At 65.4% G+C, this 13,683-nt stretch carries 15 protein-coding genes; 7 read left to right on the top strand and 8 right to left on the bottom strand.

Annotated features, from left to right (window positions below):
- Positions 1–37 precede the first annotated feature (37 nt).
- Positions 38–871, top strand: coding sequence for an NAD(P)H-binding protein (locus BVC93_RS13280; protein WP_083737804.1), 834 nt, complete (start codon positions 38–40; stop codon positions 869–871).
- Positions 868–1,287: a pyridoxamine 5'-phosphate oxidase family protein gene (locus tag BVC93_RS13275; protein ID WP_083741022.1), complete on the top strand. Its 420-nt coding sequence runs from the start codon at positions 868–870 to the stop codon at positions 1,285–1,287. The genes BVC93_RS13280 and BVC93_RS13275 overlap by 4 nt, the downstream gene beginning before the upstream one ends.
- On the opposite strand, the gene BVC93_RS13270 is transcribed toward BVC93_RS13275, so the two are convergent.
- A complete protein-coding gene (locus tag BVC93_RS13270) occupies positions 1,275–1,883 on the bottom strand; it encodes an NAD(P)H-dependent oxidoreductase (protein ID WP_083737802.1) in 609 nt (202 codons plus the stop codon). The genes BVC93_RS13275 and BVC93_RS13270 overlap by 13 nt on opposite strands.
- Positions 1,884–2,202: 319 nt before the next feature.
- Between BVC93_RS13270 and BVC93_RS13265 the strand changes: the two genes are divergently transcribed.
- Both BVC93_RS13265 and BVC93_RS13260 read left to right on the top strand, forming a co-directional pair.
- Positions 2,203–2,649, top strand: a complete 447-nt coding sequence (locus BVC93_RS13265; protein ID WP_083737801.1) for an Hsp20/alpha crystallin family protein — start codon at positions 2,203–2,205, stop codon at positions 2,647–2,649.
- 97 nt (positions 2,650–2,746) lie between these two features.
- Positions 2,747–3,088, top strand: coding sequence for an ANTAR domain-containing protein (locus tag BVC93_RS13260; RefSeq protein ID WP_083737799.1), 342 nt, complete (start codon positions 2,747–2,749; stop codon positions 3,086–3,088).
- Here BVC93_RS13260 and BVC93_RS13255 read toward each other — a convergent pair.
- The 3 genes from BVC93_RS13255 to BVC93_RS13245 form a co-directional block, all read right to left on the bottom strand.
- Positions 3,076–4,716 (bottom strand): ABC-F family ATP-binding cassette domain-containing protein, encoded by a 1,641-nt coding sequence (locus tag BVC93_RS13255; RefSeq protein WP_083737798.1) that lies wholly within the window; start codon positions 4,714–4,716, stop codon positions 3,076–3,078. The two genes, BVC93_RS13260 and BVC93_RS13255, sit on opposite strands and share 13 nt — an antisense overlap.
- 7 nt (positions 4,717–4,723) lie before the next feature.
- The gene (locus BVC93_RS13250) at positions 4,724–5,683 is read right to left on the bottom strand and encodes a glycoside hydrolase family 6 protein (protein ID WP_083737797.1); all 960 of its coding nucleotides are present in this window, start codon (positions 5,681–5,683) and stop codon (positions 4,724–4,726) included.
- A gap of 99 nt (positions 5,684–5,782) precedes the next feature.
- Positions 5,783–6,790, bottom strand: a complete 1,008-nt coding sequence (locus BVC93_RS13245; RefSeq protein WP_335583135.1) for a GlxA family transcriptional regulator — start codon at positions 6,788–6,790, stop codon at positions 5,783–5,785.
- Positions 6,791–6,848: 58 nt separating this feature from the next.
- On the opposite strand from BVC93_RS13245, the gene BVC93_RS13240 reads away from it, so the two are divergent.
- The 3 genes from BVC93_RS13240 (at position 6,849) to BVC93_RS13230 (ending at position 9,063) form a co-directional block, all read left to right on the top strand.
- On the top strand, positions 6,849–7,496 hold the full coding sequence (locus BVC93_RS13240; protein WP_083737795.1) for a cysteine hydrolase family protein: 648 nt from the start codon (positions 6,849–6,851) through the stop codon (positions 7,494–7,496).
- On the top strand, positions 7,493–8,521 hold the full coding sequence (locus BVC93_RS13235; RefSeq protein WP_083737793.1) for a fused (3R)-hydroxyacyl-ACP dehydratase subunits HadA/HadB: 1,029 nt from the start codon (positions 7,493–7,495) through the stop codon (positions 8,519–8,521). Before BVC93_RS13240 ends, BVC93_RS13235 begins: the two co-directional genes overlap by 4 nt.
- Positions 8,522–8,625: 104 nt before the next feature.
- Positions 8,626–9,063 (top strand): hypothetical protein, encoded by a 438-nt coding sequence (locus BVC93_RS13230; protein ID WP_083737791.1) that lies wholly within the window; start codon positions 8,626–8,628, stop codon positions 9,061–9,063.
- Here BVC93_RS13230 and BVC93_RS13225 read toward each other — a convergent pair.
- The 4 genes from BVC93_RS13225 to BVC93_RS13210 form a co-directional block, all read right to left on the bottom strand.
- Positions 9,050–11,917 (bottom strand): MMPL/RND family transporter, encoded by a 2,868-nt coding sequence (locus BVC93_RS13225; RefSeq protein ID WP_083737789.1) that lies wholly within the window; start codon positions 11,915–11,917, stop codon positions 9,050–9,052. The two genes, BVC93_RS13230 and BVC93_RS13225, sit on opposite strands and share 14 nt — an antisense overlap.
- Positions 11,914–12,360, bottom strand: coding sequence for an MmpS family transport accessory protein (locus BVC93_RS13220; protein ID WP_192860310.1), 447 nt, complete (start codon positions 12,358–12,360; stop codon positions 11,914–11,916). Before BVC93_RS13220 ends, BVC93_RS13225 begins: the two co-directional genes overlap by 4 nt.
- Before the next feature lie 150 nt (positions 12,361–12,510).
- The gene (locus BVC93_RS13215) at positions 12,511–13,074 is read right to left on the bottom strand and encodes a DUF308 domain-containing protein (protein WP_083737787.1); all 564 of its coding nucleotides are present in this window, start codon (positions 13,072–13,074) and stop codon (positions 12,511–12,513) included.
- 12 nt (positions 13,075–13,086) lie between these two features.
- Complete coding sequence (locus BVC93_RS13210) at positions 13,087–13,659, bottom strand: TetR/AcrR family transcriptional regulator (RefSeq protein WP_083737785.1); 573 nt, start codon at positions 13,657–13,659, stop codon at positions 13,087–13,089.
- Positions 13,660–13,683: the final 24 nt, after the last annotated feature.

Below are 13,683 nucleotides of genomic sequence, written 5' to 3'. Positions count from 1 at the left end.
ATGGAATCGTCCAGTCATTCCCGGTTGGCTCGAAGCCATGACACATCACAACACCCTTGTGCTGGCCGCCAGCGGCAAGACGGGCCGCAGGCTCGTTCCACGGCTACGTCTGCGTGGAATCCCGGTACGCGCCGCCTCGCGATCCAGCCAGACACCGTTCGACTGGTCCGATCCGGCCAGCTGGGACACCGCACTGCGGGACGTCACGGCCCTCTATCTGGTGGCTCCGCGCGATCCCGGGCCGGTGCGGGATTTCGTCTCCCTGGCCCAAGAGCGCGGAGTACGACGACTGGTCCTGCTGTCCGGCCGCGGCGCCGACACCTGGGGCAACTCCAGCTTCGGGCTCGACATGCGAGCCGGCGAGGAAGCCGTGCGCAGCTCCACACTGGAGTGGACGATCTTGCGGCCCAACAACTTCGCGCAGAACTTCGATGAGGACATCTTCCACGCTGCCCTGGTGGCAGGTGAACTCGCGCTGCCCAGCACCAAGCCCGAGCCACTCATCGACGTCGAGGATGTCGCCGACGCCGCGGCCCTGGTGTTGTCCGAACCCGGCAGGCACGGCGGGCAGACCTACGAGCTGACGGGGCCGCGTTCCATCACCTTCGCCGAGGCCGTCGAGCTGATCTCCCAGACCTCGGGCCGCTGCATCACCTACAAGCAGATCTCCGCCGAGGAGTTCGTCGCCGATCTGCAGGCGCAGGGGGTCAGCGACGAGGATGCACACCACGTCGCCGAGATGTTCGCCCTGATGGAGCGGGGCGCGATCGCGTCCACCACCGGCGGGGTGGCCAACCTACTGGGGCGACCGCCGCGGACGTTCGAGGACTACGCGGTACGGGCTGCCGCCGCCGGGGCGTGGACCCGATGAGCACAACACTGTCCACCCAGGATCTCGAACTGCTGCGCCGCCCCCTGTACGGCTTCCTGACGGTGGCCGGTGGCCCGCAGCCACCGCAACCTCGGCCTGTCTGGTTCGAAGCCGCCGACGACGGCACGGTGCAGCTGTTCACCGGCCCAGATACGGCGAAAGTGCGTCTTCTACAGAAGGATTCGCGCGCCTCGCTGGTGGTGTCCGCACCCGTCGGCGAACGCGAGCATTGGGTCTCGGTGGCAGGCGCCGTCACTCTCGAACACGACGGCGCAGACGAACTGCTGCACCGCTTGGCGGCACGCTACTGGGACCTCGCTGTTCCGGGCCGCGCCGCCGACCTGGCCGAGATGTCGACGCAGAACTGGCTTCGCCTGGTGATCCAGCCGGAGAAGGTCAGCAGTTACGCGATGTGAACGGCGGCCAGCTCGGCTTGCACCTCGGCGACGGGACGGTGGAAATCACCGGGATTGGCCGGCGGTTCGGTGTGCACCACAAAACCCTGGACCGCCATACCCATGAAACCGCCGAGGATGCCGAAAAACGGACCGATCACGAAGTCGGTCTCCACGTCGGCACCGGTTGGTGTGGCGCGCGCCGAGATCACCACCACCGGCTTGCCCGCCAACGGGGCGATGCCCTGTGCCGCAGGCGAAGTGGCGCCGATGACGTGGACGTAGTCCAGCCACGCCTTCAGCGTCGACGGCATCGAGTAGTTGTACATCGGGGCGCCGATCACCACTGCGGCCGCGTCGCTGAGCTCGGCGAGCAGTTCGTCCTGCAGGCGGCGCGCCTCAGGGGTGGGAGTGACACTGCCCTCGGGTTCCAGCTCCGCGGTGAAATGCAACGCATTGGTGTGCAGGTGAGGCAACTGGTCGGCGTGCAGGTCACGGCGACGAATCTCGCGCCCCGGCCCTGCGGCGGCCCACCGTTGTGCGAACTCGGCTGTCAGCTGCCGCGATGCCGACGAGGCGAGGTTGGCTGACGAGTCGAGCTGCAGTATGTAGGTCACAAATCGACCAGTCTAGTCACCCGGGGCTCCGCAACCTCGCGGAGCGTGCTCACGGTGAACCGCGGCGATGGTGGTCCATCGGCGGGAATGTCGAAGCCTGCCCCCGAACATCCACTCCCCGAACGTATGCCCCGCCGCGGCGAGGCGGAGCAGACCCGGTTTCGGCTGCCGCGAGGGCGCCTGCGTACTGCGGCCAGCAACAAAAAAGGGGCAAAAAAGATCTGGCACTCTCGATAGTCGAGTGCTAATCTCGGCGGTGCACAGTGATTTGGTCGCCCGCCAGGGTGGCGGGCCGCGAGTGTCGAGGAGGTGCATTACTGTGCTTCGTTTTGATCCCTTCAGTGACCTTGATGTGTTGTCCCGCGGGTTGCTCACGAACCAGTCCGGTTCCAGCCGTGTTCCTCGCTTCATGCCGATGGACTTGTGCAAGATCGGTGATCATTACGTGCTGACCGCCGACTTGCCGGGCATCGACCCAGGCTCGGTGGACGTCAGCGTCGACGGCGGCACCCTGACCATTTCGGCGCACCGCAGTGCTCGCTCCGACGATTCAGCGCAGTGGTTGGCCAACGAGCGTTTCTCCGGTGGGTACCGCCGCCAACTCTCACTCGGCGACAACATCGACACCTCAGCCATCTCGGCGACTTACGAGAACGGTGTGCTGACGGTGACCATTCCGGTGGCCGAGCGGGCCAAGCCACGCAAGATCGAAGTCAGCCACACCGCAACGTCCACCCCGATCGAGAGAACAACCATCGACGCATAGGTGACCACCGCGGACACCGTGGCGGGTGGCTCCTTCACACCCGCCACGGTGCCTGCCACATGGGTTGCCCTGCACCGTCTTTCACGATGGGGACGCGATGAGCGATGTTGACGACAACGGGCACGCAACACATTTGACACCCGAACAACAGGACGAAGTGTCCGCTCAGCTACAGACGATTGTGTCGCAGCGGGCGGTCATCGAGCAGGCCAAAGGCATTCTCATGGCCTTCTACGACCTGGATGCCCAAGGCGCCTTCGCCGTGTTGCGCGATTTCTCGATGACCGAGAACATCAAGGTCAACGATCTCGCCGAGACCCTCGTGTCCGGGGTGCGACAGCGGCTGCGCGACACCCCCGTCAATGCGGTGCTCGACGACCTGTTCGCCAACATCAGCATGACCGCTCGCCATAGGTCCGACCAGGACTACAGCTCCTGAACTCGGCCTTTGTCGACCAGCCACCGGCGGTCCAGCCGGACGTTCTGCAACATGCGGCGGTCGTGGGTGACCAGCAGCAGCGCACCGGTGTAGCTGTCGAGCGCCTGCTCCAGCTGCTCGATCGCCGGGAGATCCAGATGGTTGGTGGGCTCGTCGAGCACCAGGACGTTCGTGCCTACTGCCTGCAGCAGTGCCAACCCGGCGCGGGTCCGTTCACCGGGCGAGAGCGCGTCCACCGGTCGCTCCACGTGGTCTGCCCGTAACCCGAACTTGGCCAACAGCGTCCGCACATCGGCGGTGTTCCAGTCCCGCACGCGACGCTCGAAGCGCTCCACCAGCAGGCCGGGTCCGGTGAAATCTGCTCGGGCCTGGTCGATTTCGCCGATCGCGATGTTGGCACCCAGGCTCGCCCGGCCTTCGTCGGGCGACGTGCGCCCCAACAGCAACCGCAACAGTGTCGACTTGCCTGCCCCGTTCGGGCCGGTGATGCCGATCCGATCACCCGCGTCGACCTGGAGTGACACCGGCCCCAGGACGTGATCACCTTGGCGCACAACGGCGTTGTCCAGAGTGGCCACCACGGAGCTGGACCGGGGCGCCGACCCTATGGTGAACTGCAGCGTCCATTCCTTACGTGGCTCAGCAACTTCCTCGAGCCGGGCGATGCGGCTCTCCATCTGCCGCACCTTCTGCGCCTGCTTCTCGCTGGACTCGGTGGCCGCGCGGCGCCGGATCTTGTCATTGTCCGGAGCTTTACGGATGGCGTTGCGCACACCCTGGCTGGACCACTCCCGTTGCACGCGTGCGCGTGCCACCAGGTCGGCCTTCTTGTCCGCGAACTCCTCGTACTGCTCACGCCGGTGCCTGCGGCCAACCTCACGCTCCTCGAGATAGCTGTCGTAGCCGCCGCCGAACACCGTGGTGGTGTTCTGCGCCAGATCCAATTCGAGGACCCGGGTTACGCTGCGCGCCAGGAACTCCCGGTCATGGCTGACCAGCACCACACCTCCACGCAGGTCACGGACGAACTTCTCCAGCCGCTCGAGGCCGAACAGATCAAGGTCATTCGTAGGCTCGTCGAGCAGGACGATGTCGAAACGCGACAGGATCAGCGCCGCCAGTCCCACGCGTGCCGCTTGCCCGCCCGACAGCGACGTCATCAGTGTCGACTCGGGAGGCAAGTCGTCGATGCCGAGGTCGGCCAGCACGGCGGGCATCCGATCGTCGAGATCCGCGGCTCCGGCGGCCAGCCAGCGATCCAGTGCCGCGGAGTAGGCGTCCGCAGCGGCATCGGAGTCGTCCAGGGCGGCAGCAGCCACCTCCATCGCCGCAGTGGCCTCGGCGCACCCGGTGCGCCGTGCGATGTAGGCGGCGACGGACTCGCCCGGCACCCGCTCGTGCTCCTGCGGCAGCCACCCGACAAACGCGTCGGCAGGAGCCAGGTTCACCGATCCGGCCAGTGGCTCCAGAACCCCGGCCATGATCTGTAACAAGGTGCTCTTGCCTGCGCCATTGGCGCCCACCACCCCCAGCACGTCGCCGGGTGAGACCGTGACGTGCACCCCTTCGAACAGTGTCCGGTGGGCGTATCCGCCTGCCACATCCTTGGCAACAAGCGTGGCGGTCATGAGGTCATTACCAACCGGCGTTGGCGGCCAGGTCGATGGCGTACTGGTTGACGAAGGTGCCCGCGCTCGGGGCGCCGCGGCAGGATCCGTCGGACTCACCGGGACGCTTGATCCACAGGAAGGCATCCACCTGAGGGTTGCCGGTGTTGGTGGTGGGCGGAACACCGAGGGCCCGGCCGCTGGGGTTGCACCAGTACAGGGGGTCACCCTCGACGGGGCCTGCGCCGTTGCGGGAGGTGTCGATGACGAAGGGTTTGCCGCCCGTCATCCCCGAGATCGCGTTGCCGTACCCGACGGACTCCTCGGTGGTGAAGAAGTTCGCGGTGTTGAGGCTGAAACCGCGGGCCTTGGCCACACCGACCTGGTTGAGTCGCGCGGCCATCACGTCGGCGGGTACCCAACGCGCGTGCCCGGCATCGACGTACACGGCCGTGGCGGGGTTACGGGTCAGCACGTCGACGGCGTAGCCGATCAGGGCGAACCGTTCCTCCTGCTGGGCCGGCGACAGGCAGTCGGCCATGGCCAGTGCGTCGGGTTCCAGGATCACCGCAGCCGGTCCGCCACCGATGGCGGCGGCCACGCCGTCGATCCAGGCCCGGTAGGAATCAGCCGACCCGAAACCGCCCGCGGCGTAGCTGCCGCAGTCGCGGTTGGTGATGCCGTAGAGCGCCAAGATCGGCATCGTGCCGGCGGCCTGAGCGTCGGCGATGTACTTGGCATCCACCGACGGAGTCGACAGGTGATCCATCCAGTAGGCGGTGGGGGTGTTGACGACGGCAGCCAGCTGCGGGCTCGGGTTTCCGGCTGCCGCACGGATGCCCTTGGAGTTGGGATTGACGTAGAACGGCCGGCCCACCAGGGGGTTTGCGTCGTTGACCAGGCGCACTTCCGGCGCGGGGCCAACCGTGTCCGGGGTGGCCGTGATGCCGAACCCGACGACAGCTGCCGCTGCCAGGAGAGAGGTCATCCATCGCGCAGCTGAGGAGATCACGATCGAAAACTTAGTGGCGCTCCGTTATCAGCGCCAATCTGCCCGCGACACGCAGCAGGCCGGCAGCACCGATTCCTACGTCGACCGCGCCCACCTCGTGCCGTCCTCCGACGTGGCGGTGAAGTGTCTGCGGTACACCGTCGGCGACGTCGCGAACGCGGCAGCGAAATTCTGCCTGAAGGTGACCGAGCTGACGAAGCCACATGCCGAAGACACCTCGTCGATGCTCCAGTCGGTGGTTTCGAGCAGAGCGCGTGCTTCGTCGAGGCGTTGCTGAAGCACCCAGCGCGCCGGCGTCGTCCCGGTGGTGTCGGTGAACTGCCGGATGAAACTGCGTCTGCTCATGTTCGCCCGCGCGGCCAGGCTGTCCACGGAGAGATTCTCGGAGAGGTGGGTCAACGCCCAGTGCTGGACGTCGGCGATCACGGTGTTGGTGGGAACCTGCGCCAGCGGTCGCTCGATGTACTGGGACTGCCCGCCCTCGCGGTGCGGGGCCACCACCAGGCTGCGCGCCACCCGAGTGGCCACCGCCGCCCCGAGGTGACGACGCACCAGGTGCAAGCAGGCGTCGATGGACGAGGCGGTGCCTGCCGAGGTGAGGACGTCACCGTGGTCGATGTAGAGCACCGACGTCTGCATCGAGCTGCCGGGCAGGGCCGTGGCCAGCTGCGGCAACATCTCCCAATGTGTCACCGCGGCGCGCCCCTGCAACAGTCCGCTGTCGACCACCGGGAACGCGCCAAGACACAGCCCCACGATCGTGGCCCCGCGGGCGTGCGCCCGTCTGAGCTGGTCGCGGAACTCCTCAGTGCTCGGAGGCACAGACAGCGGCCATGAGGGCACGATCAAGATGTCCGCCCAGTCGGTGACCTCGGGTCCGGCGACCTCGCCGATCGCGTAACCCTCGTCGGTGCGCACGGAGCCTGGTCGATCGGACCAGAGTCGGGTCTCCCAGTCCGTCGCCAGCCCCAGACGGCCCAGTTCGCCGAAGACCATGAGCGGCGCGGCGAGATGGAACATGGTGACTCCGTCGAATGCGTACACGCCGATGCGCACAGCCACCTCCAGTTGGCACAAACTCATCGAAAGTATGCATCCATGCCACTAGCCGCCGCCACGGAGTACTCAGACAATCACAGGTATGACCACACCGCGCCGCGCCCTCATCGTTGTCGACGTCCAGCAGGAGTATTTCGCCGGACCCCTGCAGATTCACCACCCGCCGCGGGAGGAGTCGCTGGCCAACATCGTGGCGGCCATCAAGCTCGCCGCCCAGCGGGACATCCCGGTGGTGGTGGTCCAGCATGAGGAGTCCGAGGACGCTCCGGTGTTCGCCCCGGGGTCGGCGGGCTGGCAGCTGCACCCGGACGTCGAGGCCGCAGTGGACGTGTCCTGGAAGCATGTCCGCAAGAACTACGGCAGCGTGTTCGCAAGCACCGATGTAGCAGAGTGGTTGCGCGACAAGGGAATCGACACAATCACCATTGTCGGCTTCATGGCCAACAACTGCGATCTGGCCACCGCTGTCGAGGCCGAGGGGCTGGGTTTCGCCGCCGAGATCCTGTCCGATGCCACTGGCGCGATCAACCTGGCCAACGAGGCCGGCCATGTCAGTGCCGAGGTGTTGCACACGACGTTGATGGTGCTGTTCCAGTCGAACTTCGCCGCGGTGGCCACCACCGCGGCATGGGCGCAGGCCGTGGCCACGGGCTCCGAGCTGCCGAAGAACAACCTCGTGGTGTCGGCGCTGCAGGGGCAGGAGGTGGCGGCGGATAGGGTGCTTGGGTGACCGCAGCAGCAGAAACATCGCCTCTCGAAGCTCGGGTGGGCCACCACTACCAAATGGACGGCACCTACCTCGTCGGCCGGGAGAAGCTGCGTGAGTACGCCCGCGCGGTGCAGGACTACCACCCCGCGCACTGGGATGTCGCCGCCGCAACCAAGCTGGGCTACCCGGATCTGGTCGCGCCTCTGACCTTCACCTCCGCCCCCGGCATGCAGTGCAATCGCCGCATGTTCGAAGAGATTGTCGTGGGCTATGACACCTACCTGCAGACCGAAGAGGTGTTCGAGGCGCACCGCCCGATCGTGGCCGGCGACGAACTGGTCATCGACGTCGAATTGACCTCGGTGCGACGAACGGCGGGCCGAGATTTCATCACCGTCACCAACACCTTCACCGACTCCGCAGGCGAGCGGGTGCACACCCTGCACACCACCGTGGTCGGAGTCACCGCCGACGACATCGACGCGGGGGTCAAGACGGCCGTGCAGAAGGCGATGATGCACGACATGAACATCCTCGACATCGGTGGCGCCGATGCCGACTATGTGAAGACGCTGCGCCCCGCAGGGCAGATCCGCATCGCCGACGGATCCGCCCGCACGCCGGGAACTCCGCGCTTCGAGGACGTGACCGCAGGCCAGGACCTGGGTGTGCACCACACCCGGCTGTCGCGCGGCGACCTGGTGAACTACGCCGGCGTGGCCGGCGACGCCAACCCGATCCACTGGGACGAGGCCATCGCCAAACTCGCGGGGCTACCGGATGTGATCGCGCACGGAATGCTCACCATGGGCCTGGGCGCCGGGTTCGCCTCGACCTGGACGGGTGACCCGGGTGCGGCTACCCGCTACGCCGTGCGGCTGTCACAGCCGGCGGTGGTGTCGGCAGCCGAGGGAGCCGACATCGAGTACAGCGGCAAGGTGAAATCACTGGATCCCGAAACCCGTACCGGCGTCCTTCTCGTCGGCGCGAAGTCAGCGGGGAAGAAGATCTTCGGACTGGCGACCCTCACCGTCAGATTTCGCTGAACACTTCGCGAGCGACCAAGCTCGTCGTCGGAAACCTCGCGGCCGCGGCTGACTCGCCATCCGACATATAGATAGAAGCCCTAAGTTCAGGTAGCGTCGCTGGCGTGACACTGGGTATCTGGGGCGACCTCACGATCCTCGCCGCGGTGATGGAAATCGTCTTCGCCACGTGCGTCTTCGTCTACATCTCGCGACTGGAGAAGCGCCGGCCCCACCCGATGGGTGATCAGGTGGGCGCCCACAAGGCAGTGCTGGCCAAAGTGCGCAAGCGCCAACCGATGTCGCAACAGGAAGTCGACTACGCCGCCGAACTGGTGGCCGACGCACGATCACCACTGGCTTACGCGATACCCGCCGCGTTGTTCACCATCGGCTTCTTCTACGTTGTCGGCTGCCTGTTCATGCTGCACCTGCACGGCGGGAATCCGTCCTTTCGCACGTTCATCGGCGGCATCCCGATGTTGACGTCGATGAACATGGCGGCGCAGTTGCGCAGGGTGGCCGGGTTGAAAGGCAAGCTGGCCGACGTCAGTCCCGGGTGACCACCGGGTCGCCGTCTTCCCACAGCTGCAGTTGCCGCTCCCTGCTCGGCGTTGTGAACGACCGGGGCACGGGACGCTGACGGACATTGAGTGGCCACCAGAACCACCGCCCGAGCAGGGCCGCGATGGCAGGAGTCATAAACGACCGCACGATCAGGGTGTCGAACAGCAGGCCCAGTGCGATCGTCGTGCCGATCTGACCGAGAATCCGCAAGTCCGCGAACAGGAATGACGCCATCGTGGCGGCGAACACCAGTCCCGCCGCTGTCACTACGGCACCGGACCCGGCCATCGCGCGGATGATGCCGGTGTTCAGACCCGCGCCGATCTCCTCCTTGAACCGGGAGATCAGCAGCAGGTTGTAGTCCGATCCCACAGCCAGTAGCAGAATGACGGCCAGCGCCAGCACAATCCAGTAGAGATCGATCCCGAAGATCTCCTGCCAGATCAACACCGAGAGCCCGAAGGACGCGCCCAGTGACAGGGCCACGGTGCCCACGATCACGAAGGCCGCGACGATGCTGCGGGTGATGAACATCATCACCAGCAGGATCAGGCACATCGCGGCGATCGCCGCGATCATCAAGTCATACTTGGCGCCGTCCTGGATGTCCTTGTACGTGGCAGCAGTGCCGGCGATGTAGATCTGGGAACCGGCCAGCGGCGTGCCCTTCACCGCTTCCTTCGCGGCGTGTCTGATGGCATCGATATGTGAAATGCCCTCGGGGGTGGCTGGATCCCCGTCATGGGTGATGATCATCCGTGCGGCCTTGCCGTCCGGTGAGAGGAACAGCTTGAGGCCACGCTGGAACTCCGGGTTGGTGAAGGCCTCGGGCGGCAGGTAGAACGAGTCGTCGGTCTTGGATGCGTCGTAGGCTTGGCCCAGCGCGGTGGCGTTCTGCAGTGCCGCCGCCGCCTGATCGTTGATGCCTGATGTGGTGGCGTAGTTGGTCAGGGTCAAGTCGCGATTTGCCTCCTGACTGGCGATCTGCGGCGGTATCAGCGCCAGTAGTTTCGGTTGCAGCTCATCGAGTTTGGCGATGCTACCCGCGACATCGGCCAGTTGGTCGGTCAGGGCGTTGATGCCGTCCAATGCCTCGAACAGCGAGCGCAGCGCCCAGCAGATCGGGATGTCGTAGCAGTGCGGTTCCCAGTAGAAGTAGTTGCGCAGCGGCCGGAAGAAGTCGTCAAAATTGGCGATCTTGTCACGCAGATCCTGCGCGGTGGCGACAGTGTTCTGAAAAGCCCTGGTCTGCTCGTCGGTGACGGCACTGGACTGCTGCTGCAACGAATACTGTTGTCGCAGAATGTCGATCGAGTTGTTGATGACGTCCACCTGCTTGAGCAGGTCCGCACCGCGAGCTTGTTGGAAGGGCAGGTTGTTGATTTGTGAGGCGCTGCCCGCGCTGATCTGGAACGGGATGGAGGTGTGGTCCAGCGGCGTGCCCAGCGGCCTGGTGATCGACTGCACCTGCGCGATGCCGTCGGTGTGGAAGACCGCCTTGGCGACCCGTTCGAGCAGAATCATGTCGGTGGGATTGCGCAGGTCGTGGTCGGCTTCCACCATCAGCAGTTCCGGATTCAGACGGGCCTGCGAAAAGTGTTGTTCGGCAGCGGCATAGCCGACGTTGGCCGGTGCGCTGGCGGGCAGGTAGGGGCGGGCGTCGTAGCTGGTGGTGTACCAGGGCAGGGCGATCAGACCGACGAGTGCGACGGCCACCGTCGCGACCAGGATCGGTCCTGGCCAGCGGACGATCGCCGTGCCGATCCGTCGCCAGCCCTGGGTGCGCATGGGCCTGCTGGGTTCGAACAGCCCGAAGTGGCGGCCGATGATCAGCAACGCCGGCGCCAGGGTCAGGGCCGCGACCACGGCCACCAGGACACCGATGCCCGCAGGTACTCCCAGGCTCTGGAAGTACGGCAACCGGGTGAAGGTCAGGCACAGCACCGCGCCGGCGATCGTCAGCCCCGAACCCAGGATGATGTGTGCGGTGCCGTGGTACATGGTGGTGAACGCCGTGACGCGGTCCTCCCCCACGTACCGCGCCTCGTGGAAGCGACCGAGGATGAAGATCGCGTAGTCGGTGCCCGCGGCGATGACCAGCAGCGTCAGCAGATTGGTCGAGTACGTGGACAACTCGATGATGCCCGCGTTGGCGAGCACGGCAACCACACCACGCGACGCGGTCAGCTCGATCATCACCGTGAACAGCACCAGGAACACCGTGGTGAGCCGGCGATAGAGCCACAGCAGCATCAGCGCGATCACCCCGAGGGTGATCAGTGTGGTTTTCAAAGTGCCCTGGCGGCCCACCTCGAACTGATCGGTGACCAGTGGCGCGGCGCCGGTGACGTAAGCCCTCAGGCCCGGTGGTGGCGGGTTCTGGTCGACGATCTCGCGGACCGCGTCTACAGACTCGTTGGCCAGCGACTCGCCCTGGTTACCTGCCAGGTACAGCTGCACCAGTGCGGCCTTGCCATCCGCGCTCTGGGAACCTGCGGCCGTCAGCGGGTCGCCCCAGAAGTCCTGGATGTGCTGGACATGTGTGGTGTCCTGGGAGAGCTTCTGCACCAGGCCGTCGTAGTAGTGGTGGGCGTCGGCGCCCAGCGGTTCGTCGCCTTCCAGCACGATCATCGCCGAACTGTCGGAATCGAATTCGTCGAACACCTTGCCAATGCGTTTACTGGCCTGCAGCGACGGCGAGTCCTGTGGACTCAGCGAAACATTGTGCATTTCGGCGACCGTCTCGAGCTGGGGCACGAAGACGTTGGTCAGCACCGCCAGCACCAGCCAGAACAGCGCAATCAGCACCGAGTACCGCCGGATAAGATCAGGGATTCGCGCCGCGCTCATCCGGACTTGTCCAGGCAGTAGGTGAACGCGTTGAGGTTGTTGGCCGTTCTCTCGTCTTTGACCGCGTCATCGATGGTGATGCGGCAACCGATCGAGTCGCTGTCGCCCTGGGCCGAGACATTGACGAAGACGGCGGGCTGGGTGGTGGTGGTGTCATACGACCAGGGCAGTGCGACGCCGTCGGCGCGCTGCGGTTGGGCATCGACGTCGGTGTAGGTGATGGTGGCGACCGTGCCGGGCGGCCCGAACACCTCGAGCACCACATGTTTGGGGTTGAACGGCACGATGTCGTTCTCGGCACCGCTCGGAGTGGACACCACATCCTCGGAGGCAAAGACGCCGCGCAGCCGGTAGACGGCAAAACCCGCGACCACGACAACCGCCACTGCCACCAACGCCATCCACCGCTGCCCGAGCTGCCGGCTGATCGAAACCCGCTGCATCCGTGACTTTCTATAGAAAGACTAATCAACCTGGTTGACGCTACGTCACGGGACGGGACTCCACAACCGCACCAACGAAGTGAATGCCCGGTCAATATCAGTCACTCACAGTAACTTCCAAGTCTCATCCCCTGGTGTGGCTACCACGACTCATGCCTTGCGAACGATCAACCACACCCCAGCCAGCAGGAAGTAGAAGGCCCCGAACGCCACGTACGGAGCCACCACGGTGATGTTCGGCACTTCGGGCGAGGTCGATTCGATGAGGAACATGACTCCGGCCGCAGTGGACTGCACCCCGCTGAGCAACATCGCCCACTGCGCGCCGGACTTCCGCCAACGTCGGACTGCGGTGGCGAGCTGCAGAAGCCCCGACATGGCCGCCCACACTCCGAAGACACCCAGCACCGCATTCATGCCTGCGGTGAGTGCAACGGCGACCGCACCGGTGGTGATGGCACTCACGGCCGCGTTGAAGGCCTGGGTGGGGTTGCGCCGCAGTCCGCCACTTCGTTGTGCGTCAACAACATTGGCCGCTGCATCCCACGCGGGATAGACCAGGAAGAGGGCGGCTACCAGAACTGTCGCGTCGGCGGGCACAGCGAACGCCGCTGCCACCCACACCACGGAAAAGGCCGCGCGGGCAAGGTAATAACGCTTCAACCACTGACCACTACCCTCGTGCACCGTGGATTCGTTGATGGTGTCGGTCATGACTCGCTCCTGTCAGATGTGCGTGCGGAGCCTGTTGATGGCGCCGTCGGCGATAGTGGCAAAAATTTGCGGGTTGTCGTACGTCCGAGCCGTGAGCATGGCGCCGTGAACGGTGGCCATGAACAGCTCGGCCTCATCCTGCGCAGTACCGGCGAGGGTGAAAATGCCCTGCGCAGCACCACGTTCCAACGCTGAAGCCAGCCAGGTCGAGAGGTCGTGGAAATAGGCCCGCACCTCGGCCGCCACCTCGTCGGGCAGCACCGGGATCTGGGTTGCGAGCAACGCACACAGACAGTAACTGGTGTCGGGCGCTCCGATGCACGCCGCCCAGTAGCCGGTGTAACCACGAAGCTGTTCGAGCGGATCCGGTGCGCGGCGTTCTGATTCGACCATTCCCGCCACCGCCTGCTCGCGGTACCGCTTGACCAGAGTGCGTACCAGGTCCACCTTCGTCGGGAAGTGGTGATGGATGCTGGCCTTGCGAATCCCGACGACAGCAGAGATGTCGGCGTAGCTGAATCCGTTGTAGCCCCCGGCGACGATGGAGGCACGTGCGCATTCGAGGATCGCATCGGTGGTGGCCATGTCGAGCAGCCTACCTTCTAGTAG

This window comes from Mycobacterium sp. MS1601 (genome assembly GCF_001984215.1).
Taxonomy (GTDB): Bacteria; Actinomycetota; Actinomycetes; order Mycobacteriales; family Mycobacteriaceae; genus Mycobacterium.
This window is presented reverse-complemented; position numbering and strand designations above follow the sequence as displayed.

Excerpts from the sequence above, each read along its gene's own strand:
- BVC93_RS13245 (WP_335583135.1), bottom strand. The coding sequence starts at position 6,790 with ATGAGTTTGTGCCAACTGGAGGTGGCTGTGCGCATCGGCGTGTACGCA.
- BVC93_RS13275 (WP_083741022.1), top strand. The coding sequence starts at position 868 with ATGAGCACAACACTGTCCACCCAGGATCTCGAACTGCTGCGCCGCCCC.
- BVC93_RS13260 (WP_083737799.1), top strand. The coding sequence starts at position 2,747 with ATGAGCGATGTTGACGACAACGGGCACGCAACACATTTGACACCCGAA.
- BVC93_RS13210 (WP_083737785.1), bottom strand. The coding sequence starts at position 13,659 with ATGGCCACCACCGATGCGATCCTCGAATGCGCACGTGCCTCCATCGTC.
- BVC93_RS13255 (WP_083737798.1), bottom strand. The coding sequence starts at position 4,716 with ATGACCGCCACGCTTGTTGCCAAGGATGTGGCAGGCGGATACGCCCAC.
- BVC93_RS13225 (WP_083737789.1), bottom strand. The coding sequence starts at position 11,917 with ATGAGCGCGGCGCGAATCCCTGATCTTATCCGGCGGTACTCGGTGCTG.
- BVC93_RS13280 (WP_083737804.1), top strand. The coding sequence starts at position 38 with ATGACACATCACAACACCCTTGTGCTGGCCGCCAGCGGCAAGACGGGC.
- BVC93_RS13240 (WP_083737795.1), top strand. The coding sequence starts at position 6,849 with ATGACCACACCGCGCCGCGCCCTCATCGTTGTCGACGTCCAGCAGGAG.
- BVC93_RS13220 (WP_192860310.1), bottom strand. The coding sequence starts at position 12,360 with ATGCAGCGGGTTTCGATCAGCCGGCAGCTCGGGCAGCGGTGGATGGCG.
- BVC93_RS13250 (WP_083737797.1), bottom strand. The coding sequence starts at position 5,683 with ATGACCTCTCTCCTGGCAGCGGCAGCTGTCGTCGGGTTCGGCATCACG.
- BVC93_RS13215 (WP_083737787.1), bottom strand. The coding sequence starts at position 13,074 with ATGACCGACACCATCAACGAATCCACGGTGCACGAGGGTAGTGGTCAG.